We start from the raw sequence: 22797 nt of genomic DNA, 5'->3' as shown, positions 1-22797 counted from the left end.
CGGAGGACAATGTTCGGGAATTTGTCTCTGCTTGTCGGTGCAGTAGCTATGCTGGCCGACGCCCCGGCCTCGGCCTCGCTGCCACCCGCTGGGCATTGGACGGTCGAGTACAAAGCCGGAGATTGCACCCTGTCCCGCAGCTTTGGCGGCCCGGCCAAGCCGATTGTCTTTGGCATCAAGCCCACGGTCGATTTTACCGCGGGAGAGCTTGTCCTCATCATTCCGGGCTCGGCTGGAAAGTCGGCCAAATACGGAACAGGGAGCCTTCGCCTCTTCCCGGTCGACAATGGGAGTACAATCCGTTGGGCAGCGGCTCCACTGAAGGACGGTCAAGGGCACGGAGTGCGCTTCGACGCCCCCCGAGAGTTTTGGGACGACCTTCCGACCTCGACCGAGGTTCGATTGCAGGTAGGAGAAGGGCGGCCGATAAGGTTAGCGCTCGGGCCGATGAAAGGAGCGATTGCCGCCGCACAGAAGTGTGGCGACGATCTAATGCGCAATTGGGGTGCGAACCCGGCTGCGGTTCTCAAACCACCCGCATCTCAAACCATAGGGATCTTCTCGACCGACGACTATCCCGCTGAGGCACTCCGCAATCAGGAGCAAGGGCGCGTCACAACTCTGACCACCGTGAATCTTTCAGGTAAGCCCATCGGCTGCACCGTGCTGAAAACCTCCGGTCATGCTTCTCTCGACGAGGCAGTCTGTCGGAAGATCATGCGGGTCGGGCAGTTTGCGCCGGCAGGCGAAAGTGGGCCGGATAAGCGCTTCGTGTTCCTGACAGTGTCCTGGGAAGCCCCTGAGTTATAATGCTCCCAGCGCCGGAAGGCAAAAAAGCACCTTTGAATAGCGGAAGGCTGACCGGCAGGCTTTAGCGGTCGGATGTAGTAAGCGGACTCTGACCGTGACAACGTCGCCTCCTCAAGCGAGGTTGGCAGGATGGACCACAATCTGTTTGGACCTATCGTGCTGTGGGCCGCCATTGGCGGTCTAAGCGCCACCGCATCCGCTTCGGACGAGACCAAGCCACCGTGCCTTGCGGGTATGCGGCCAGCTCTCGTGCAAGCGCATTTCACCGGACCGATCATTTGCTCAACGAAGGATGCATCGTTCGTTCTTGTGGGTCGCACGAGAAGAAGCGGCTTCCGCATCTATGACTACCGCTACAAGTTCAGGCCGCAACACGGCAATGTAACGCACGGCGGTCAGAGAGTGGTCGTCGTTCGAGGTGGCATCTATGTAGGGCAATACTTACTTGCGCCGCCTCCATACGCAAAAGTGACTGTCAGTGGTCCCTATGTCTCGCTCCAACGCCTCGGTGCAGCAAAGGTGAAGCTCGACTTCGAACGGGAGCCACCCAGGCAGACTTTGTTCGACGGAGAAGTAGAATTGTTCAGCCGCTGACCGAGCCGTAGATGAAAAAGTGGCGGGAAAAGTGTTCAACGAGGGCAGCTCGGAGCGTCAGAGATTGGGTGGTTACCTGCCGCTCGCCATCTCGTCAGCGCTCCGACCGTCTGTAAGGGTGAGTAGCGAAAGTAGGCAGGCTCCAGCAATCGGCACTGGCGAGACCATCATCAAGATGCCCAGTCCAATGTTTGCACCCCCGCCATCGTAGGGGCGGCTCGTGACGTAGGTATAATAAGCCCAGAACGCGACCGTGACGCATAGACCAACTATCCACGGTCGACGTGCGCTTACCCCAAACAAAGACAACATCATGAACGGACCGCTGGCAATCAGGATCTGAAAGCTGCTCGCGTCGTCCCACCCCGAAAGCAACGAAAACCCTGCGATCGCTGTCCAAACGGTGTTGCTAATTGCAACCAACGCAACTCCGATCGCCACAGCAGCGACAAGTCCGCAAAGCGCTCGTTTTGGATAAGTGCGCGCTACGTCCGACATGGGTCCAGCCTACCTCACAAACCAATGTCCGCAAGTGGGCGACAGCGGACCTCGGAACAGAGGGAGGCAGCCTACCCGGCTCGGTGAGGTGGGCAAGGCGTCAACCGTGAAAGCCAGGCCGCATCGACGGGATCGATTGAGACGGCTTTCGCTCAACCTTGCCCGGTTGGCCCAGCTTGACGCTAAACTTCACTCGGCTGACCGCCTCTTCCCGCTGTTCATGGATCGCCTCGCCGCCGGTCTGGGCTTTGGCCCGAAGCGAAACGACCGCCAGGACCCCGCCCGCAGCACCCTCGATGTTGTGCGCATCCTTGTCGCGATCGCTCGTGGCAACGGTCACTGCCACGTCGAACTCAACATCGCTCGGCGCAGCGTGCGGCGGGCCCGAGCTATAGGTCGTCTCGGGATTAACCGCGGCGCCGATGCCTAGCCCCTCAATGTGTTGCTTCGCGTCGTTCACGCCTTCGACGATTTGGATCAGCGTCTGCGAAACGAAGGTTTTCAGGTCCATTTTATCCAGCCTACCCGGTTCGGTGACGTGGGCAAGCAGATGCCCTATCTTGGGTCGAATGCGGACTTTAGGGCGAGAGACGGTCGATAGCCGTCTGCACGTCCTCGGCCGTCACTTCATCGAGGTCCCCCATCTCAAGCAACCAAACCGCCTCATTCACCGCATCGTCGGCGAACTCAAAATCACCAAAGATAATGCAGCTTGCCGTGTAGTTTGCGATCTCAAAGGTTAGGCGCTGGTAAGCAACCGCTTTGAGTAGGCGCTTTGCATGGTCTCGCGTTACGATGGTGTCCGGCCCATCGGTAATGACTATTCGACCTTCTCCGTGCGAGCGACACGCTTCGTTGCAAGCAGACACTTCCTCAACGACTTCTGTGCTGAACTGTTCGGGCGTGAGTTTGCCTTCTAAGAAAGCAACCAGTGACGAGTGCTCCATCCATTCAGATTAGCCGATCTCCGAATTTCCGCAATTGGGGCGGAAACCGACACTGCCGCAAGCCGTGCTGAGCGTCATGATCACGGCAAGCTCTGTGGCGCGGGAACCGGAAGGGACTTCAGTATCGCCTGCAGCTCCGTGTTTCTCGCCGCAAATCTGTCGCGATCGCAGCCATAATCCACAGAGTAAAACTGATCGCCTCGTTTGCCAGACCAGCGAAATGAAATGCCACCGCTGTCCGTAACGTGAGGTCCCTTGCAGGCGGCGCCGCGCAGGACGTATTCTCGCATGTCTTTGCCTGCGATCGTTTCAGGAGATCGCCGAAACACTTCCAAGCGTCGAATCAGGTTTTGGAGCTGCGTCGTGGTTAGCGAGAAACGTCCGTGCTTCCCGTCTGGTCGATTAAAGAAACGGCCACCTCCCTGACCGTCGATGATTATCTCAAGACCCGGTGCCCAAACCGCTATTTCGCGCAGCGTGGGAGGGTTCGGCTCGCTGCATGCGCCTAGCCAGAGTGCGATCGCGGGAACGATCAAGGGCCGCATAGACCAAGAGTGCGCGTAGGTGGGGATGTCCCGCAAGTGGGTAGGGAGCGAAAGGTGCGCTTTCGGAAACCCGCTCGGGATCAGCGGACCTTCCTCACGGCGCCCTGTCCGTTGCGATGTATCAGTCCAAGTAGCATCTGAGCGTCGGCACAGATGCTGGGCCAAATCGGATGTCCGATGATCGCGTGCCCCCACTCTCCCAAGGTCTCAGCGCCAGCAAGCGCATGCAGCTTGGTTGCCAGATCGTCAGCGACGGGGACTTCGTCAGGGAACAGCCAAAGGTCTTTGCCCTGACGAGGATCGTCATATAGCTCTATGTCGTTGAGCAGCAATTCTGCCGCTCCGCTGACACGCGCGGAAGGCGCTCGAGGATCAGCTAAGGTCAGGCACGCGCGATAAAGGTCGCGTCGCTCAGGCCACACCCACTGGTCGTCGTGCATCTGCTAAGCCTGAACCAAGGTCCGCTACCAAGCAAGCTGCCGAACCGCGCGAACGGCGGAGTTGGGGCAACGTCGCGACAACGTCGCGCCCGAATGCTTACGAATGAGTGGAACCCGGGCATTCTTGAGCGCATACATCTTGCCATGCGACCCTTGATGATTGCTGCTGCAGGGTGCCTCGCGCTCCCGAGTTGTTCAGATGACAAGCAAGCTAAGTCGACTGACCTGTGGGTAACCGCTGCTTCTCTCGAACCTCCGAGGGTCGCCTACACACCCAACCCTATCATTACCGCTCGCGAAACTCGGGACGGTCTTTGGGACTGGCGCTGGGAAAAGCGACGCTATCAAGGTGAAACCGAGACAGGAGCTATCGACCAAGCACTTATGCTGAGCGAAGTTGCTGCCGCAAAGACACTCCGGCCAACCCCTATGATCCTCTTCAGCTTTGCGGAGCACGCGAATAGTTCTGAGCTTAGCGAACTTAAGGCACGGATTGCCGGCGCTGCCGGCTGCTCACGAGAGTTTCCGTGCATCGAGGGGACGCCCGAGCAGCTCCGCTAGTGAACGGGAGCGGCTGTCATGGGTGGTCAGCGGACCGCCTCACATGTGAGGCTAATCGTCCTCCAACGGCATCAAGATCTGAATGATGGCCGCTTTGCGTTCCCGGTATTCCTCGGCCACGATCGGCTTGCGCGGATCGAAAGCGTCACCGTATGCATGACGTGTCGAGGTAAATGCCCACGCCTGAATTGCTCGGTTGCAGCGCTGGGCAACTTGTTTTCTCACAACTTCGGAGAGCCGTCCGGTCCCATGCACCTGCAGCCGCACGCACTGTTCCGCGTTCCTCACGACGTTCTGCTCTCTTGTGCAGCTCTGAGCAATCAGTGTTGACGCCAGTGCAGCAGTAATCGCCATCTTCTTCGGGGCGTTCCCCAGCCTCGCAAGATTGGACGAGCAAACCGCCCTAGAACAAGCCGAGGCACCATCAGTTCGGCTGAAGTGTGCCTTGGCAATCATGACTGTGCGATAGGCAGGTCAACCTTGATCGCGTGCGTCTTCATAGGCGTCAGCAATATTATGCCTGCGCTTAGCAGGCCTATGATCCCCCACACAAACCTACGTGCGCGAAGGTCAAAAACCGCCTTGATCAAGCAGTAAATGACAGCGATCAGAGCCGCGACGTTCCACACAAGAAGGGACCACATGAGGCGACGCTATCTCGGCCGCTTGCGATCAGCAATGTCCGCAAGTGGGTGGTTTGCCGACAGGCCGCTTTCGGGAAGTCGTTGCCTATAGCGGACGCTCTCTAGTTCGCTATGGTCGGAACATGGACGACGCGCTCGCCGCGATTACTGAACTTTTGCATGATGATCACGGCATCCCCGTAGCTCGGCTCAGCCCTACGGCCAGGATCAGCCATGACTTAGGCGTTGACGGCGATGACGCATCCGACCTGTTCCAGAGGCTTCATGAGCGCTTCGGAACCGACTTCTCGGCGCTCAACGAGCAATGGACGGAGTTCTTCCACAACGAAGGCGGCTCGCTGCGAGGGTTGTTTTTGGGTCTCGCAACAATGATCCCGTCAACAGCGCTGGCGGTGTGGATCGCCATATTCTTTGATCTCTCGACCCACATGGGAGGGTTGCTCGGCGTGTTGGCGTTCTTCGGATTTCGGCTCTGCAGTGGCTGGCTGTTTCCAGCCAAGCCGAAGCGCCATCTTACGCTCGAAGGGCTGTCGCAGGTAGTTCATGAAGGCGCTTGGCCTACCGACCCCACGAAGGTCCGCTGACAGCGATCCGTTAAGCAGGACGGAAAGGTCGCAATTGGGCGCGAGCCGAACGTCCGCTTGAGGCAGCCGGTTGGCGCAGCAGCCGTGCCACTGTACATCTGCCGGATGCCGCAAGATGAAGCCCAAAGCTTCTACGCGTCCATGCTGAACGCCATGGCTGGACTTCAAGATGACCTCGATGCCAACGAAGCGCCTCAGGCCGCTAAGGATTTGCTGGCCGAAGCGCTAGAGGAATGCCGGTCTGACTACAGAGTCCGGTTCTCGGTGAAGTGATCGACCAGCACCGAGCGACCTCAGAAGAGCGGCCGGAGTTGGATGGAAGTCTGACCGGCAAGTTTTGGCGGTCGGATGTGGTAAGCAAACTCCCACCGTGACAACATCGTCGCCTAATCAAGCGAGGTTGGCAGGATGAACTACAAGCTGTTTGAACCTGTTGTGCTGTGGGCCGCCATCGTCGGTTTAAGCGCCACCGCATCCGCTTCGAACGAGACAAGACCTCCTTGCCTTGCAGGTTTGCGGCCGGTTCTCGTGCAGGGGCATTTTACCGGACCAATCGTGTGCTCAGAGGAGGCGTCGTTCATACTTGTTGGGCGCACGAGAAGCAGCGGCTTTTACATCTATGACTACCGCTACAAGTTCCGGCCGGAACACGGCAATGTGACGCACGGCGGGCAGAGACTGGTCGTTGTGCATAACGGCGTCTATGTAGGGCAATACTCACTTGCGCCGCCTCCATACGCAACCGTGACTGTCAGTGGCCCGTATGTCTCGCTCCGACGCCTCGGCGCAGCAAAGGTGAAGCTCGACTTTACACGAGAGCCACCTAGGCAGATGCTGTTCGACGGAGAGGTAGAACTGTTCAGCCGCTGACCAACCCTGAATGAACAAGTGGCAGGAAAAAGGGTCAGCGAGAGCAACTCGGAGCGTCCACTCCTGGGCGTTAGCCGACGTCCGTGCCGGGGGCGTTGGGCAGGGTATTACGGTAATGTCGAGCCGCGAGGACCGGCAGAAAACCCGGCTCTACCCGCGACCAGGGCGGAGGGCCTATCCGCCGCGATCGTGCGAATGTCTGATCTTGGGTGGAGGGCCGACGTTGCCCCGCGATCCAGCCGTATTGCCACTATTGCGCTCGGTCGAGCAACTTCCACGCATCCGTTGAAAGCCTGCCGCCGGCGTCACCAAAATAGAGAATGATCTTGTCTTTGGCGATAAGTTGGGGGCTGTCGGGCCCACACGTGCCGTGTACGTGATCGGCCATCTTGATTGTCAGGCGGCTCGGGAGCGGTTCTGCACCGCGCGGCCTCTGGACGATCGCGTCGCGCCGTACCTCGTACACCGCTGCAAAGTCCCTCCCACGGACTCGTGTAACCGTTGCCGTCACTGCTGCGGCCGCGTTTGTCGGAGCATACGGTTGAAGGGGAAGCGCACAGGCCAGAGCGTCGCTCGGGACCAGGCTTGCTGACGTTGAGCAAAACAGGCTTGCTGCTGCGATCCGTCTCAAAATGAAAACTCCCTTTCAAACGAACGTTTATCAAGTCGCTCCACGTCCGCTATTGGGCGATAGCTGCCCGTCCCGTTTGGGATGGTATTTCTGGGACTGTCCGGCTTTGGGTGGGGTGCGGACCGGCGGCTTTCGGGTGAGTGAGCGTGCATAGGAGATGTTCGCTACCCCGCCGGCTCTCCCGAAAGGATGCTGTTTCGGGAGGTGTGGATATGCTGGTCGAGCTCTGTACGCGGCGCAGGGCCGAGCCACTGCGATTACATCAGTCTCCGGCGCGCCAAGGTCTTGCTCAACATGCGCGAGAGTTGCTCGATAGAGTAAGGCTTGTGTAGCAGCTCGAATCCATGGCTGCTGTCTTCTGCCAGAATGTGACTGTATCCACTGGCCAAAACCACGGGCAAGTCAGGGTAGAGCCTTCTGATTTTGCCAGCGAGCTCGACGCCACTCATCCCTGGCATGACGACATCCGAGAAGACGATCTGGAACCGGTCGTGTCCGGCACTTAGCTCCGCCAAAGCCCGAGTTCCGTCTGGTGCAAGCACACTAGCATATCCAAGCTCGCGAAGAGCTTGTGTAGCGAACGCGCCGACTTGCTCATTGTCCTCGACAACGAGCACGCACACGCCTTCGCCCTCTATTGGCGTAAGCGTTGGCACCACGGCTTCAACGTCGACCGGCTGCGTATCTGCGCGAGGCAGATAGAGCGTGAAGGTCGTGCCTTTTCCTACCATGCTGTCGAGCTGGATGTCGCCGCCCGACTGTTTGGCAAACCCGATCACCTGACTGAGGCCAAGCCCAGTGCCTTGGCCGACAGCCTTGGTCGTGAAGAATGGCTGGAAGATCCGTTCCGCGTCTTCTTCGGAGATCCCGCTGCCGCTGTCGGTTATGGAAACGGCAAGGAAGTCGCCAGCAACCGGCGCATGGCCGCGTATGGCAGGTATTCTGCTCACCGTAGATGTCGCGATTGTTAACGTGCCTTCGCCGTTCATGGCGTCACGCGCATTGACCGCCATGTTGACTATGGCCGTATCGAACTGGCCGCGATCGGCAAGGATGAAGGCCGGGGTAGCCGGCCGCACAAAGTCGAGCTGTACGCGTGACCCGATCAGGGTGCGAATGATGTCGGTGACTTCAGACAAGCTGAGACCAGCGTCGAAGAGTTCGGGCGTCAATGCCTGCCGGCGCGCAAATGCAAGCAACTGACCGGTCAGCTTGGCAGCCCTGTCTGCAGTCGAGCCGATCGCATCGATATACCGAGCGCGTCGTTCTTCGGACAGGTCCGGACGTCGGAGCAGATCGACTGAGCCCCGGATCACGGTAAGCAGATTGTTGAAGTCGTGGGCGACGCCACCGGTGAGCTGGCCGATCGCTTCCATCTTTTGTGCCTGGCGGAGTGCGTCCTGCGCCTGCTCACGTTCCCGTGTGCGTTGCTCCACCCGTTCCTCAAGCTCGTCGGCGTGTATCCGGAGCGCAGCTTCGGCTTCCTGCTGCTTGGAGATGTCTGTCGCCGTGCCGAACCAGCGGGTCACCTGGCCCTGCGCGTTGCGAACGGGATCAACGCGTATCAAAAATGAGCGGTACGAGCCGTCAGCTGCGCGCAGAGGCACAGTGGTCTCGAAAGGCTCGCCTACCGACAAAGCCGCGTTCCATCGCTCCAGCAGTGCCGGCATCCCAGCTGGTTCGTGGACGGATCGCCAGCCGCGGTCGCGAAGGTGCACAGGCGTCATTCCCGTGTAGTCGTACCATCGCTGATTGAACCACAGCACGGTGCCGTCCGGGTCCGCCGTCCAGCAAAGTGTCGGGATCGAGTCGGCCAGGGTGCGAAATTGGCGCTCCCCCTCAACGAGCTGTTCGAGGCGCGCGCGTGCATCATATTGCCGGCGACGACCGCGCAGCGCCGCATCCGCAAGGCTGATCAATGTCGTCGGATGGAAGGGACGTTCGATGAAGGTCACGTTGCCAAGGATGGCAAGGGCGCGCGCGGCTCGCGGGTTGCGCTCGAGGCCTCCACCCCGATGAGTAAGAAGAACGAAGGGGAGATCGGACCATTCGGGCTGCGCGTCGATCCAGGCAGAAACCTCGCGCATGTCGCCGGTCGCCAGAGCCTCCTCCGTAACGACCACGAGCCCGGCACCAGCCTGCATTTCTCGCACAAGGACAGCAAGGTCCGCGCAGGGCTGTGATCGGATGCCGGCCTCAGACAGCATCCGAGCGGCAACCTCCGCGTCACGGCCGAGCGGGGCCAAAATCAACGCACGTTCGGGGCGTTCAGTCGTCGGCAAGCGGGCCGTCCAGCAAGGGGTTTCGCCCACCGCCGACATAGGTCGGCACGCCCTTTAGTACGCCCTGAAAGTCCTCAAGCGGCTCGCCCAAAGTGATGCCATCGCTATCGATCCGGTATTCCCGGATGGTGTTCTCATGCGAGCCCGTGCGCTTTTTGATCACCGAAATGGCGCGCAAAACGCGACCGAGCGCCTCGAAATAGCGGAGCAGGACGACGGTGTCGGCGAGGTAGGTGACATCGACGGGGCTCTTCATGTCACCGACCAAGCCATGCTGGGCGACCGTCAGGAAGGTCGCGACGCCTTGTCGGTTCAGATATTGCAGCAGCTCGTGCATATGCAGGATCAGCAACTGCTCCTCGGGCATCGCGGCCTGATAGCCGTTCAGGCTGTCGATCACGACGGTGCTGACGCCGTTCTCCTCGACGACATCGCGAACCATATGAGAGAATTGGCCGGGGCTGAGTTCAGCGGCGTCTACCTGGGCGAGGAAGAGCAGCCCGTCGTCGATCATCGACTGGAGGTCGATCCCGAGCCCAAATGCGCGCTGTAAGAGCAGCCCGCGCTCCTCGTCGAAGATGAACAGGGCTACCTTTTCTCCGCGCGCGACTGCAGCAACCGCAAAGGTGAGCGTGAGGAGCGACTTGCCAGTGCCTGCCGGACCAAGGATCAGGGTGCTCGATCCGCGCTCGATGCCCCCGCCGAGCAGTGCGTCCAGCTCGCTCGAGCCACTCAGCATCACGTCGCGTTTGAACTCACGGCGGTGTTCGGCCGAAATGAGCCGCGGAAATGCGCGTACCCCGCCATGCTCAATGATGAAGTCGTGATAACCACCGCGGAAACGCCGCCCGCGGAACTTGATCACCCGCAGACGCCGGCGCTCCGCGCCATAACCGGGTGCGTTTTCCTCCAGTCGAATTACGCCATGCGCAACGGAGTGGACGGTTTTGTCCAGTGCCTCAGTCGTAAGGTCATCCAGCATCAACACTGTGGCGTTCGCACGGGAGAAGTAGTGCTTGAGCGCCAGGATCTGTCGGCGATAGCGCAGAGAGCTCTGCGCGAGCAGCCGGATCTCAGAAAGGCTGTCGATCACGACTCTGGTCGGGCGAACGCGCTCAAACGCGTCGAAGATGCCGCGGGTAGTCTCGCCCAGCTCCAGATCCGATGAATACAGCAGGCTCTGCTGCTGGTCCGCGTCGAGCAGCGTCTCCGGCGGGACCAACTCGAAGATCTCGAACCGATCGCCAATGTCTCGACCATGCGAGGCGGCACTCTCGCGCAGCTCCTCCTCAGTCTCTGAAAGCGTGATATACAAACCGCGCTCACCCGCATCCGCTCCGGTGAGAAGAAACTGTAGCGCCGTGGTCGTCTTGCCGGTTCCCGGGCTACCTTCGAGCAGGAACACGCGACCGGGCGCCAGACCACCGCACAGGATGTCATCGAGGCCGGGCACGCCAGTCATTGCCCCTTTTGAACGGCTCGTCATTTTGATCCCCAAATCCCTCCTTTTCGCGCTGCACGAACCAGGCGGGGGGAGCAAGCCGAAGAACAGCCGCTGCGCTAGCCAGTTGAAGGCTCGTGGAGAGCGTCGCCGCCTGTGCGGGGCTGCTGATCAGCGATCAGGCCTCAGACGCAACAAGGATTTGATAAAGCTGGTGCGCTGAGGCAGTCCGTTCTCCCATAGCGAAGCCGACGAGAAATGCTGTACCCGCCATGGTCTCGGATCCGCCAACCGACCGGATCATGGCCCATTCTCCAAAGAGCCTCCGAGTTACGGTGCGGTCGGATACAAGCTCGACGTCGAAGTGCCTTGGATCTGCGAGAATACGCTTCATCGTCTCGTCCACGGCGTCATGCTCGCCTTCGAGCACCTGGGCAAAGCAAGCGTCGTTCGACCATAGCATGCCCGTTACGCCGGCGACGTTGTTGAGAGCGCTGGAACGCGCAACGATCGCGTCCAGCTCGGTAGGATCAGACCCGACCCTTGATTTGCTTATATAGACTACGCGGCGCACTCGGATCAGAGCGCAACGTGATCTTGGAAGTTCCACCTGGTACCGGCCTGGTCGGGTCACTCGCTTCCCGATTGAAAAGGTTCAAGGAGACAGCCGGTCTGTCATGGTAGGCCCTTCGGCCTCCACCGGGGCCAGATTCCCAAAATCTGTTCCCAATTGCTTTTTCCCGAAATTGACAGGGAGAGATGGAGTTTCGGGACGACTATCGTGTCTCGAAAGTCCTAAGTGCTGCAACAGCGGCAAAACGCACCTACTTGCCTCGTTGCGACGTGTTGCAAATGTCTGTCGCAATGCAATCTGGTTTTGAAGCATGTTTGCGACATGCAGATCGGCTACGCGCGCGTGTCGACCGACGATCAGGGCCTCAGGCTACAACGCGCCGCGTTGAAGGGCGCTGGGTGTACTCCTCTTCACTGGTGCGTCGACCCACACGCAGCTTTGTTGGTCGCCAGACCCTGCTAGAAGCTGATGGCGGCAGGTATAGTTGCGGGGCGATGCTGCCTTGGACAACATGTGGCATTTCCGGGAGAACACTGCCAGTTGCCGTCCAGGAGCGGCCGCCCAAAGAACCGCGTCGGCGAGCCTCAGCGCCGTTCAATGGCGAAGCAGTAAACCCTTTCCTGATCGCGCCCGCGCCCGAGGCTCTTCTTAGGCTTGCGATGCCGGCTTTTCCGGTCCTTACCCAGCCGCGCCCCCTCGCATTCCTGGCACCCCCGCACGTCCTCGGTCTTCTTGATGCGGTCCCAATCAGGAAACGCGGCATAAATTTGTTCAGGTCGGATGTACACTTCAGTCTTGGAACCCACACTTCGTCTGTAGGCCACCGCAGCCTCCCGCTGCTCATCCGAAACGGTGGAAGGTTTGTGACCCCCGCCAAGGTCGATGGTTTTTGGGTCAAATGCCAAGCTTGCCAGGCGCTCCAAGAAGAGGCGGGGTGGACGGGTATTCGCGTACATGCGGTAGCTTGCAAGCACTGCGGCATCTGTGTCGAGCTTGCGGGGCAGGGCGCCACACCGCGTAGCGAGTTGGCCCGCCGCAGCGATCAACCCGAAGCGTAACGCGTCCCGGCGCGCTGAACCGTCCTGACAATCGCCGCCCGATTTATCAGCGAACTCCCGCATCATCGTATGAATTTCGGCTCTCAATGCGGCATCGTCGTCGAAGGCAGCCTTGAGCAGACTCGCGACGAGCTGCCGGCCGGCGTGACCATATTGCATCGTGATCAGACCGTTCAACTGTTCCATCAGCTCGGGCCCGTTTACCTCGTTCTTGTCGTCCGTCGGCTCAGCGACGCCACTCTTCCGCGTGGGCAAAAGAATGGTCAGAAGCCCAGTTCCAAGTCGGTCTCTTAGGCCCTGCTCATCCCCGCATAGCTCTCCTAAAGCGTTGCTGGTTGCTGTCAGCACGATCAAGCGAGTTGGTGAGAATGCGGTAGAGTTCCATCGAGCGGTCTTGGCCTCGAAAATGGAGGCGAACAGCCGAGCCTTCTCAATCCTCTGTCTACTATTTTCGAGGGCAAACCAGCTGTCGAGCCCATCAATAATCAGCGGATGGTCATTTACCGACGCAATCTGCTCAAGCGTCTCTAGCCGATCAAAGAATGAGCTATCCTCGACCTCGCCGTATTTAGGGCGGCCCCACGCCGATGCGGCTAGTCGAAGCAGCGAAGTCTTGCCGCTTCCAGACTTGGTGACAAACGACAGGGTAAAACTATCAAGGTCGGTGAAAGCCAAGACGCAAGCGGCCAGGCTCGCGCAAATTGCTGTTGTGAGGACGTGCTGGCCCTTTAGCAACGGCTTCAAGCCCTTGCGGTACTCGGCTAGCGATCCATTCGTTTCCGCCTTTCCAAAGATCTTCGGGCAGGCGATCGCGGGGCTGATGATCTCGCCACGGGAGGTGTAATCGTCATCGCTCCGGTTAGGGGCTGCATCGTGCACGATGTACTCGCCATTGCGCATGGCGAAGAACTGATCATTGTAGCCGGGATGCTCGATCAAGTACGTCGATCGGAAGCTATACACTTGGGTCACCTCCTTGAAATAACGGCTCAACTGTTCAGTGCTCAGCGGCGAAAAGCCCCGGCCGTACAGCAAGCTCTTGAGACTCGCGGGACAAGTGCGAACTGATCTATTTAATATCATATGCTGACAGTGTCACAGTGCCGGGCCGCTAGAGGCCTGCTCGGTTGGTCAGCACAGGACCTGGCGGATCGGGGCGGCTTTGGTGTCGCGACAGTTCGCCGGTTCGAAGCAGGCCAAACCGTCAACGTGGCCTCCATTCAGAAGATCGAGGCCACACTTCAGCACGCTGGTGTCACCTTAGTTGCCGCGGGAGATGCGTCGCCGAACGGAGGCGAAGGCGTCCGGCTCGCACCTATCCAGTCGGAGTGAGGTTCACGGCGCGTTAGACGGGCTGGCGCCACTGCACGCGGCCGCGCCGAATGACCGTACCACTTCGCCGCACTACTCATGCCGTCTTTCCTCTCTGATTGCCTTTAGCAGCCAGATTCTGATCCACAGCTGTACGGTGGCGCAGGGCCGTCCAATCGAGCCCGGCGCATAATCTGCGCGATCTCGCTCTGCAGACGCACCGAGACTTGTGCGCCGTATCGCCTGATGCACAATGTGCGCGGGGCGCTGGTCTGAGCCAGCGAATGGGGGACACCGTTGCGAGCTATTCAAGTGAACGAGCCCAGCCGGGGGAGTTGGGGCCAGATTGTTGCGCTGGAGGCGCGCTTTGCTCCGATGGTGGAGCGGCTGGAAGCCCGGGCGGCTACGCACGCGCGGAGCTATAGCCGAAGCGTGGTTGCGGCAGGGCTGTTGGGCTATGCCGTCCTTTGCGCCGTAGCTGGTCTCATCCTGGCACTAGTGTTCGGCTTCGTAGCTCTTCTGTACTTCTTCCCCTTGGCGATTAGCGGGTTGTTGAAGCTTGTCGTGCCGCTCGGAGCCGTGGTGCTCAGTCTTGTGCGAGGGTTGCAGGTTAGCTGGCCCGCGCCGGACGGCTTTGAGGTCACGCGGGATCAAGCTCCTGCTCTCCACGCCCTTGTCGAGCGGATCCGCCTCGCGACTGGCGGGCCGCGCGTGCACGAAGTGCGGGTGACTGATGTGATGAACGCTTCGATCACACAGCAGCGCCGCTTTGGCCTGCTCGGGGCTCGGAACACCCTGTACCTTGGCCTGCCACTCCTGAACGCGATGCGCGTGTCGGAGATCAAAGCAATTGTCGCTCATGAGATGGGACACTTCGTAGCCCAGCACGGACGATCAACAGCGTTCGCATACACTCTTCGAACCCGTTGGCATCAGATCGGTGAGCGACTGCCGGACGGCATTGTCGCGGGCGTTCTGCGCCGGTTCTTTGAGTGGTACGGTCCCTGGTTCGCGTCGTACAGCTTCGTGCTAGCGCGCCGCCAGGAACTTGAGGCGGACGCGATTGCCGCGAAAGCTGCTGGAGCTAGGGCCGCGGGTCACGCGCTCATTAGGGTCGCACTGCAGGCGAGGCTCCTCGACGAGGGTTGGCGCTGCATTTGGTCGCAGTCCGTTCTACGCCCCGACCCGCCGGTTTCACCGCATCGCACGCTCGCCGCCGCCGTGCTCGAAGTGAAAGACGGGCTGGATGACCTGCTGGTGGACGCCTTGCAGGTCAGACCAGACCTCGACGATACACATCCCAGCCTAACGGCTCGGCTAGCCGCCCTAGACGTGAGCCCCGCGCCTCCGCCGCAATTGATTGAGCCGGCGGCTCCGATCCTTCTCGGTGAAGCACTAGGACCGGTCACGGACAAGCTGGACGCCCAGTGGCACGATGCCGCCGACGAAACGTGGGCAGAGGTTTACACCCAGCGGCAGGAGTACCACCGCGAGCGCGAAGATCTGGATGCGCGGGGGTTGGAGGGCGAGCTCGATGTCGACGAGCAATTCAGGCATGCTGGCCTGATCGAGCTTCTAGATGGACCAAAGGCTGGCGCCGCTGCGTTTGCGGCGCTCGTAGCGGCTCACCCTGACGCGCACGGGGCTCGGTTCCGAAACGGCGACGCGCTCCTCGACGCCGGAGACGAGGACGGCGTGGCGTTGCTCCTCGAAGCGGCGGAGGCGGAGCCAGAACTACGCGTCCACGCTTGCCGACGGCTTGCTCAGCACTTTCATGCGACCAATAGGCCCGAACGCGCACAGCCTTACTGGGACGAAGCAGAAGAAGCAGAGCAGCGCCAGTTGGCAGCGCGCAAGGAAGCCGAAACCATTGACGAGCGTGTCACTTTGCGGCCGCTCGACGCCGCTACACGGACACGTCTGGCGGATCTCCTCATTGGTATGGAAGGGCTTCGCCGGATGGATGCGGCCGTCCGGGATCTCTCAACCGGGCCGCAAATCGTTTTCGTGTTTGGCGCTCGCCGAGGGTGTGTCGCGGGTGAGTTGCTGGACCGCGTGATCGAAACGCTCCTGCCAGAGCACGACCTGCTCGGAATTGAACATTCACAACGGCGTAGTTGGCTCCGCAAGAGATTGAGGGCGCTACCGAACAGCCGAGTTGTTGGTTGAGCGGTCGTAAATTCAGGGCCTCAAAGATCGCTGCTCCAGCTTGCAATCTGTTCACGGCTTGTTCTACCTAGCGGGACGCCGCTGAAGCGGTGACTCGACACTGCTGGAGCAACCTGATGCAGCACGATTTGCAACTGCGTGCGGCTGCGCGGGCGATCTACGATGCGTGCTACCCAACGGACGATTGGGCGCCGGTGGGCTTCGATGAGGCCGAGCGCTTCGGGACCGTGCACTACCGCCAGGCTGTTGGCGCGGCCCAGCAGGCCCGTGCTGTCCTGGCAGGCCGGGGAGAACAATTGCAGCTCCCAGCGTTCGCCTGACCAAGAGGCGTGGTCGGCCCGCCCAAGAACCTGTCCGACCTTCACCGTATCGAGGCGCAGGTCAGGGCGACTTGCAAGAGCTGCAAGGCGACCGAGGTATGGGAGCTGGACGCGCTGTTCGCGGAGGTGCGCAACAACGGCGGCAACACCGACTGGCACGCGGCCAAGCACTCGGTGAAATGCCCCAAGCGCTGCCCGTCCCCTATCGTGTCGCTCGCCCCGATCCCATACGGCAAGGAGCGAGCGCGGCGGCAGGCGCACCGCCATGCGCTGATCAACCTGGCGCTGACGATCCTGCGTGAGGCTGCCAACCGGTCAGCGTACCAGGCGGTGGGCACGATCGAGGTCAGGCTGGCGCTGCACGTCCTCCGGCCGTTCGTACGGGATCAGCACCTGCTCAGTGAGTATTGGCGGTCGGCGACGATCCAGCCGCGGCATCCCTGGACCAGCTGTCAGTTGCCCTACCGGCGAATCGCCTTGCGGCTAATCGAGCTTGAGGCGCCGGTTGAGGAGGAGAACCGGCCATGATTGGTCCCGCCGCGCATACCTGTCGTTTACCCCTCATCGGCCATGTAGGGCCGTGGTGCGAAACGATAGATCATCAGCGTTGCCTATCCTGGCAGGGGCCGGCGTTCTTGGTGCGCTGATCGGCATGGGATCATTGACAGCTACGCCTCAGGGCCGCGGCGCTGTATCTGCAACGGCCAAGAGCGTCGGAGTGGCAGGCGGCTTCACTCGGGCACGTGCTCCTCAACCAGGCGACCATTGGAGCGGCTGCAACGACGCACGAGCCGTGGGCACTGCGCCCATCTACGAAGGGGAACCTGGCTACCGTCCCGAAATGGACGGCGACAGCGACGGAATCGCCTGCGAGCCGTACCGGGGCTGAAGAGGAGGCAGCTATCGCCCAATCGTTGCCGCTCAGCCCAACAGCGACGATCCCCGATTGCTGAGGTTGTGCACCGGCGCCGTGTCGTCTGAGGACTAGGTCTTGAACCTACAGCGGAGCCGCTATCTGGACGGGTGAACGCTTATAAACCTTTCGATGAGGACGGTTCTAGTGGCGTCACCAAGGTAGCGTTTCTCATGCGGGTTGAGGCTTACTCGGCCGACCAGCTTTACTTCGAACGTCCCCCATAGTGGGTCAGGCTTTCTCCAGCCGGCCGCCTTTAGGGCTGCCGCGTACAATTGTCTGCATACCCCTTGAGCACACTCGATTGATGCGCCGTCGCCAGCCTGCAGCACTTGTCCCGTGGCGTCCTGACACTGCTCGAACCGGCTGTTCTCGAAGTTGGTGAACCATGTGCAGGTAAGATTGCGTTGCGCTCCGAAGGGTTCTCCAGCGAAGGTGAGGCTTCGTTGGCCGGCCGGGGCCATGGACGCCAAGGCTAGAAGAGCAATCTGCCACATATAAGACTCATATCCTCCCGCTCGCCGTCCGCAGTCGTACCAGCATACCTTCGCATCGCCCGCCCATGTTAGTCGTGTATGGCGTGGCCCTATCCTGGAGGCCGTTCTTAAAGCGTCGAGGAGTGGCTCTGATGCTGAGCTACGATCGTCATCAGGCTTATCATGTTCTGACGGCTGGTTGACCGATCAGAGATCACGAGCGCACACCCACCACTTACCATTATGAATAATCGCGAGCCCACCATTCTTACCGCGCCGACCGTGCTCCACTTGTAAGTGACCCGCGCATTCGGAGTCTCGGCAACGAGACCTTCCGGGCTATGCTCAAGATAGATCTCGTTGCTGCCCTTTCGTGATCGCAGTGCCGGAGCGATCACAAACATGAACAGAACGAACAACATGCCAAATCCGGCAGTCTGCGGCTCGCCAAGAGCAAGGCCGCCAACAAACATCACAACTCCGATCACCACTAATAGCGAGGCTTTGACCCGAGCGGATTTGTCTCCAGTCAGGAACGATATGACTATCGCCGCGGCTACCATATCGCCGCGCGTAACGCCGTAAGGTCCAATCTTTTCGAAACCCATATCACCCCCCGTCATCAGACTTACGACGCTGCAGTCCAACGTCGCGCTTCTTTTTCGCTGGCGTTACTGGAAGCCCTTCTCGGGCCATTGCCGCCAGTTCCACCCCTCACTGCACAAGGATCTCGGCCCGCTGCAGAGTGGGGTCGCATCCATGATCATCCGAACAGCCTCAACGCGGTCGCACGCCGCGGTGGGCGCGACCTCCAGAATAGCTTGGGGCTCTGGGTTCATGTCACTCATCGTCATCACGTAACGCCGAAAGGTGTCATCTGAGATGGCCGCCTTGTTCCATAATGTTGAGCCATCCGAACCGATGTAAATCGGCTGAACGGTCCGCAGGTGTCCAATTCCATCCTTTTCACGCCCCCAATGTGGAAGGGGAGTCGAACAGTTCGCGGCGTAGGTACGGGGCTGGTGATTGCACCCAGGCGTGAGAGCGACGAGTAGCAAGCCTGATGCGGCGATGAGGGATTCCATAGGGTTATGATGCCGCTGGGATACCTGCGCCACAACGTTTGCTTACGCCTAATTGCGGCCGTCCCGCCCAGATGCGAACGTCACGCTGGTGAAGCTCTATCTGATTCTCGCGGCATTTCTCGCCACAACAGCCTGTGACCCGCCTGAGGCGCGTCGCCAAGCCGAACTTATGAACACCATCGAGAGGAAGATAACGCTTCCGCCGGGAGCAGGGGCGGTCGAGCGTTTCGCCCGTGCCTACAAGTTCGCCTCTCCGGATCGAGTCGAAGCTCTCTATTTCATTCCAGAAGAAGAGCCTGACCGTATGTTTTGCGAAGGAACGAAGAGGTATGGACACAAGAATGGACAAATTGCTTTAGCCTGCCCTCCACCGGACGGGATGAAGGCTGGCGAGCGCCGTTGGTTTGCCGATGATGTAATCCTGCCTTTCGTGAGCGACGGGGCGTGCGCTTACATTGACGTCGAGTATCAGGTCGGGTCGAAGACGGTCCCAAAAGCAAGCTGTCATGGCGAGGGGTGAGGCTTGGCTTCCTGTCCAGCTCGCCCGTTGTCGGCCTTGCAGCGCGCGGCAGTAGCTTCCTGGTTGCGGACCTTCATACAGCGATGCATCCTATTTCGATGGAGCATGCTACACTCGTTGGGTTCTTGACCGGCGTTCTTTCGCCAGAGGTGTTGGCTGACGAGATCGCCGAGGAAGTGGACGCCTGCAATGCGGCCTGCCGAGCGGGTGAGAATGGCTACATCATTATCACCGATGGTCCTGCCTTCCAGGTGACGAGGGACTGCGCACGACGGCTCTAGCCGCCGTAGCGGAGGAACGTCTAACCTTCGAACTCGCAAACTATGTCGCGGACTGCCTTATTATGAGCGACGACTTCCATTTCGCGGACGATGGGGTGCGAAACGCTGTTTATTTCGTAGAAGACGACAGCAGACCGCCGACGCACCATGAGACAAACGAAGCGCTTGCGTTGCTCGGCTGAACGGCTGCTCTCGCCGCTTCCTACTCGAAGCCGGACCGCCAGCTTACCACCCACTTGCGGACGTTCCGACGCACGCGCACTCTTGATCCATGCGGCCCGTGATCGTTCCCGCCCTTGCACTCTGGCTAGCTGCATGCAGCGAGCCAAGCCCTCCCGCGCTGAGACAAGTGGCAATCTGGGCACCGGGCGTGGACATCACGATCGACGGTCAGGGGAATGGCCGTTTTCTGAACCGATTCGACGGGAAAGATGGGCGCTTCTCGCTCAACTCCAAGCAGCTTGAACACCTTGTCCGACGCATGGAAGTGTTTCGGCGGTCCCCTCAGACTATGGCGGGCGGAGATGTGCGGGCATTTGCCCTGCGCGGCGTCCCTTGCGACGGACCTTACGTTACCGACAACGGCGGTATATCATTTCGTTGGCTCGGCACCTCAGTCGACCAGCTCTATTCTGCAGACTTTGGCTGCGATCGCGACAGGTATGCGGCGAGGAATAAGGAGCTTCGGGCGATACTGAAGTCCCTTCCCGTTCCCGAGCCACAGAGCCTGCCGTGATCGCGACGGCCCAAATGGCCGCGGCGATGCCTGCTCCCGCCCATTTGCGGACATTTTGGGCCTAAGCTAGACAGCCGCATGGCTCAGGAACTCACAACGCCACCGGCGCAGAAGGGCGGCCCTGTCCAGTCGAACTACCTCCATCCTTACGCGTGCTTCCGGTGCCGGAAGAGTTTCAAGCGCGGCAGTCGAGAGTCGGCAGTCCTACCATGCCCCGAGTGCGGAGGACCGAGCATAGGGCTAACGCGCAAGTTTAAGCCACCAAAGCAGTCTGACGGGAAGCAGTGGGAGAAGGTCGAGGCCTTAGTGCGACACGGCTTTTTATTCTGGAGTCTGGGCGACCCTTACCCCGATACTTTGCGGGAGGTAGCGGCATTCGCGGCGCGACACGCTGCCTTCGTAGCTAAGGAAAGGGCGCGACGACCCGAGGCTCATGGTCAGATTGACGCGGCACTATCGTCAATCTCACGGTGACGAACGTCCCCTCTCTCCACCCAAGATGGTCATCAGAGGCGAACTAGCTGAACTGCTCCTCCGAGTTCCGCTTCCCAGTTTGCCGCGAACTGAATCGCGTCCTCCACCGCTTCGTCGGGGTGCATCGTGGTCGTGATGTAGCGGCCCGTATCGGAGCCATCGCCTACAACAAGCTCGTCAATCATGTCGTCAACACGGCTTGCACCTTCACCGACGACGGCGATGAGCGATACGCCATCTCGTAAGCACGCTTCGACGAAGGATTGAAGCGCCCGTTCGTCAGATAGGGGAAGTTCGAGAACAATCTTGGAAGCGTAGGCCACGAGCGAGTTTCACGCGCCGCCTCAAGGACTGCAATCCACCTTTTCGCATTAAAATCATCTATCCCGCATTCCACTCAGTTGCGGACATTGCCAGCGGCAGGGGATCGAACCCGCACCTCGTTGCCGAGGATCGCTGTAGCGATACGTCTACCAATTCCGTCACGCTGGCCCACCGACATAGCACGCGAGCGCGACCAAGCGGAACGTCTTACGCCCAAACCCGGCCGGTCCGAGGCGCTTGGCGCGATCCTGATTGCGGGGCCTCGGCTTGCCGCGCACTCTGAGACAATGACACAAGCCGCCCGTCTCACGCTCCTTGCCGTCTGTTGTGTTTCGACGCTGTCCGGCTGCGATCTGCACCGACGACCCAATCTGTCCAAAGAGGAGGTGCGCGTTTGTCTCGGGCGAGGCGGACGCGAGAGCCGAGCACCTTTCGGCTCGCCAATTTGCCAAGTACCCTACAGGGATGCAGGTAAGGCTTGCAGCGGTAAAGCCGATTGCCTGGGCCGATGTCTGAGCGACGCCCCCGAGCACGCGGTTTCGGTCAGCACCGGGACGCCCGTTACAGGCATGTGCGAAGCCGAAAGCAGCACCTTCGGCTGCTACGGACGTGTCGAAGGCGGGAAGCTGGTCGGAGATTACATCTGCGTTGACTGACCTGAAAGTCAGCTTTGGGTCCGGGCTTCGTATGCTTCCAGTAGCTGCCGCAAGCCCGCGGAGGTCGCGCCCTGCTGCTCGACCGCGTTGCGGAGGGCGTAGAACTCATCGTTGCTTTTGATGTGACCACGGCGGACAACTCGCTGCACCAGCTTAGAGAACCTTGCGCGCACTTCCGACAGCGTCGGTAAGCCCGATTGCGAAAGCTCGTGGTCGCACGCGGTCACGTCGCTGGCGGGCCAGTCACTCGTAAACTCCACAACGTCGCCGATCGCCATACCAAGGCCGCTCCGCGCTTTTGCGGGGGTTTTCACCGCCATTCTATCGAGCACAGCCGTGGGATGAGTATCAGGGTTGAGCAGATCCGAGGGGAAAACCTTGGGAACCATATGGCTGAACCAAGATCGCAGGCGCTCGTATTCGGAGGGTTCAATCCGCATGACCATGATGCTGCCCGCGCCGAGACTATAGGGCAACGGCAGTTTACCCGCCTTCAGATCCCCTGATCGCGACGTCAGCTAACGCCCATCACCGGACACTAGCGGCGCTGTTAAGTGGTCACGCGCAGTGGCGGGGTTCGCTCTCCTCGTATTCCGCTCGCTCCGCCGACCAGCAGTGGTCGCCCTTCAAATTGGAGCGCATCCACGTATCAAACTCGGCAAACGTAACCTCGCGGGGATAAATGCTCGGCAGCCCCTTTGCTAAAGCCTGCTTTTCGTGAGTGCCTAAGGCCTGATGAAACGACCAAAGGGCCAGTTGCTGCCAGTCGTCGTCCTGCGGGAACGCGTTCTCGTGGCGCTGGTAAATCTCATTGGTCGCGTTTGATTTGCCGGATACCCTCACTTCATCCGGCCATAAAGCTTTTGTGGTTTCAAATAGCGCGCACTCTTTGATGGTCACCAAAGTCCTCTGCACTCTCGATAGTGCGCCGACGCATCGGGCAGCGCAACGTCCGCTTTCGCCCGATTGTGTTGAAAAACTCGGCCTTGCAGTAGTTACGGTGGTCTGATTCAATCTTCGCGAGGCGAGCGGAGACGGACCCATGATGGGCGA

The 22797-nt window shown here is 60.1% G+C and carries 24 protein-coding genes and 1 pseudogene; 13 read left to right on the top strand and 12 right to left on the bottom strand.

Annotated elements, in window-relative coordinates:
• The first annotated feature begins 48 nt into the window (after positions 1–48).
• Both FHS94_RS16120 and FHS94_RS16115 read left to right on the top strand, forming a co-directional pair.
• Positions 49–810 carry an energy transducer TonB gene (locus FHS94_RS16120; RefSeq protein ID WP_184059769.1) on the top strand — a complete coding sequence of 254 codons (762 nt, stop codon included), beginning with the start codon at positions 49–51 and terminating at the stop codon, positions 808–810.
• A gap of 129 nt (positions 811–939) precedes the next feature.
• Positions 940–1404: a hypothetical protein gene (locus tag FHS94_RS16115; RefSeq protein WP_184059767.1), complete on the top strand. Its 465-nt coding sequence runs from the start codon at positions 940–942 to the stop codon at positions 1402–1404.
• 598 nt (positions 1405–2002) lie between these two features.
• Here FHS94_RS16115 and FHS94_RS16110 read toward each other — a convergent pair.
• The 3 genes from FHS94_RS16110 to FHS94_RS16100 all read right to left on the bottom strand — a co-directional run bounded on the left by FHS94_RS16110 (position 2003) and on the right by FHS94_RS16100 (position 4749).
• Positions 2003–2413, bottom strand: coding sequence for a hypothetical protein (locus tag FHS94_RS16110; RefSeq protein WP_184059765.1), 411 nt, complete (start codon positions 2411–2413; stop codon positions 2003–2005).
• A 67-nt stretch (positions 2414–2480) separates the two neighbouring features.
• Positions 2481–2849, bottom strand: coding sequence for a hypothetical protein (locus tag FHS94_RS16105; protein WP_184059763.1), 369 nt, complete (start codon positions 2847–2849; stop codon positions 2481–2483).
• A 1597-nt stretch (positions 2850–4446) separates the two neighbouring features.
• The gene (locus FHS94_RS16100) at positions 4447–4749 is read right to left on the bottom strand and encodes a hypothetical protein (RefSeq protein WP_184059762.1); all 303 of its coding nucleotides are present in this window, start codon (positions 4747–4749) and stop codon (positions 4447–4449) included.
• 412 nt (positions 4750–5161) lie between these two features.
• Between FHS94_RS16100 and FHS94_RS16095 the strand changes: the two genes are divergently transcribed.
• The 3 genes from FHS94_RS16095 to FHS94_RS16085 all read left to right on the top strand — a co-directional run bounded on the left by FHS94_RS16095 (position 5162) and on the right by FHS94_RS16085 (position 6493).
• The gene (locus FHS94_RS16095; protein ID WP_184059760.1) at positions 5162–5623 is read left to right on the top strand and encodes an acyl carrier protein; all 462 of its coding nucleotides are present in this window, start codon (positions 5162–5164) and stop codon (positions 5621–5623) included.
• 105 nt (positions 5624–5728) lie between these two features.
• Positions 5729–5896, top strand: a complete 168-nt coding sequence (locus FHS94_RS16090; protein ID WP_221234822.1) for a hypothetical protein — start codon at positions 5729–5731, stop codon at positions 5894–5896.
• 135 nt (positions 5897–6031) lie between these two features.
• Entirely contained in the window at positions 6032–6493 is a 462-nt protein-coding gene (locus tag FHS94_RS16085; RefSeq protein WP_184059756.1) for a hypothetical protein, read from the top strand.
• Positions 6494–7381: 888 nt separating this feature from the next.
• Here FHS94_RS16085 and FHS94_RS16080 read toward each other — a convergent pair.
• From FHS94_RS16080 to FHS94_RS16065, 4 genes are all read right to left on the bottom strand, one after another.
• Positions 7382–9268 (bottom strand): ATP-binding protein, encoded by a 1887-nt coding sequence (locus FHS94_RS16080; RefSeq protein ID WP_184059754.1) that lies wholly within the window; start codon positions 9266–9268, stop codon positions 7382–7384.
• A 124-nt stretch (positions 9269–9392) separates the two neighbouring features.
• Complete coding sequence (locus tag FHS94_RS16075; RefSeq protein WP_246348669.1) at positions 9393–10868, bottom strand: ATPase domain-containing protein; 1476 nt, start codon at positions 10866–10868, stop codon at positions 9393–9395.
• A gap of 157 nt (positions 10869–11025) precedes the next feature.
• Positions 11026–11421 (bottom strand): BLUF domain-containing protein, encoded by a 396-nt coding sequence (locus FHS94_RS16070; protein WP_221234821.1) that lies wholly within the window; start codon positions 11419–11421, stop codon positions 11026–11028.
• Positions 11422–12005: 584 nt separating this feature from the next.
• Positions 12006–13418, bottom strand: coding sequence for a DUF927 domain-containing protein (locus tag FHS94_RS16065; protein WP_343055324.1), 1413 nt, complete (start codon positions 13416–13418; stop codon positions 12006–12008).
• 144 nt (positions 13419–13562) lie between these two features.
• On the opposite strand from FHS94_RS16065, the gene FHS94_RS16060 reads away from it, so the two are divergent.
• From FHS94_RS16060 to FHS94_RS16040, 5 genes are all read left to right on the top strand, one after another.
• Positions 13563–13811, top strand: a complete 249-nt coding sequence (locus FHS94_RS16060; protein WP_184059748.1) for a helix-turn-helix domain-containing protein — start codon at positions 13563–13565, stop codon at positions 13809–13811.
• A gap of 291 nt (positions 13812–14102) precedes the next feature.
• Complete coding sequence (locus FHS94_RS16055) at positions 14103–15959, top strand: M48 family metalloprotease (protein ID WP_184059746.1); 1857 nt, start codon at positions 14103–14105, stop codon at positions 15957–15959.
• 116 nt (positions 15960–16075) lie between these two features.
• A complete protein-coding gene (locus FHS94_RS16050) occupies positions 16076–16279 on the top strand; it encodes a hypothetical protein (protein ID WP_184059744.1) in 204 nt (67 codons plus the stop codon).
• Between the two features lie 9 nt (positions 16280–16288).
• Positions 16289–16807, top strand: a complete 519-nt coding sequence (locus tag FHS94_RS16045; protein WP_184059742.1) for a hypothetical protein — start codon at positions 16289–16291, stop codon at positions 16805–16807.
• Between the two features lie 124 nt (positions 16808–16931).
• Complete coding sequence (locus FHS94_RS16040; protein WP_184059911.1) at positions 16932–17168, top strand: excalibur calcium-binding domain-containing protein; 237 nt, start codon at positions 16932–16934, stop codon at positions 17166–17168.
• A gap of 628 nt (positions 17169–17796) precedes the next feature.
• On the opposite strand, the gene FHS94_RS16035 is transcribed toward FHS94_RS16040, so the two are convergent.
• Complete coding sequence (locus FHS94_RS16035) at positions 17797–18276, bottom strand: hypothetical protein (RefSeq protein ID WP_184059740.1); 480 nt, start codon at positions 18274–18276, stop codon at positions 17797–17799.
• 565 nt (positions 18277–18841) lie between these two features.
• On the opposite strand from FHS94_RS16035, the gene FHS94_RS16030 reads away from it, so the two are divergent.
• The 3 genes from FHS94_RS16030 (at position 18842) to FHS94_RS16025 (ending at position 20290) form a co-directional block, all read left to right on the top strand.
• Positions 18842–19273: a hypothetical protein gene (locus FHS94_RS16030; protein WP_184059738.1), complete on the top strand. Its 432-nt coding sequence runs from the start codon at positions 18842–18844 to the stop codon at positions 19271–19273.
• A 98-nt stretch (positions 19274–19371) separates the two neighbouring features.
• Positions 19372–19554 (top strand): hypothetical protein, encoded by a 183-nt coding sequence (locus FHS94_RS19190; protein WP_221234820.1) that lies wholly within the window; start codon positions 19372–19374, stop codon positions 19552–19554.
• A gap of 370 nt (positions 19555–19924) precedes the next feature.
• Entirely contained in the window at positions 19925–20290 is a 366-nt protein-coding gene (locus FHS94_RS16025) for a hypothetical protein (RefSeq protein ID WP_343055323.1), read from the top strand.
• A gap of 506 nt (positions 20291–20796) precedes the next feature.
• Here the strand turns inward: FHS94_RS16025 and FHS94_RS16020 are convergent.
• The 4 genes and pseudogenes from FHS94_RS16020 to FHS94_RS16005 form a co-directional block, all read right to left on the bottom strand.
• Entirely contained in the window at positions 20797–21087 is a 291-nt protein-coding gene (locus FHS94_RS16020; protein WP_184059736.1) for a hypothetical protein, read from the bottom strand.
• 88 nt (positions 21088–21175) lie between these two features.
• Positions 21176–21256, bottom strand: a pseudogene (locus FHS94_RS16015).
• A 496-nt stretch (positions 21257–21752) separates the two neighbouring features.
• Positions 21753–22184, bottom strand: coding sequence for a hypothetical protein (locus FHS94_RS16010; RefSeq protein WP_184059734.1), 432 nt, complete (start codon positions 22182–22184; stop codon positions 21753–21755).
• A 118-nt stretch (positions 22185–22302) separates the two neighbouring features.
• Entirely contained in the window at positions 22303–22644 is a 342-nt protein-coding gene (locus tag FHS94_RS16005) for a hypothetical protein (protein ID WP_184059733.1), read from the bottom strand.
• Positions 22645–22797: the final 153 nt, after the last annotated feature.

The organism is Sphingomonas aerophila (assembly GCF_014199305.1).
In the GTDB taxonomy this organism is placed as follows: domain Bacteria; phylum Pseudomonadota; class Alphaproteobacteria; order Sphingomonadales; family Sphingomonadaceae; genus Sphingomonas; species Sphingomonas aerophila.
The sequence above is the reverse complement of the archived record's forward strand: the minus strand, read 5'-3'. Positions and strand labels throughout refer to the sequence as shown.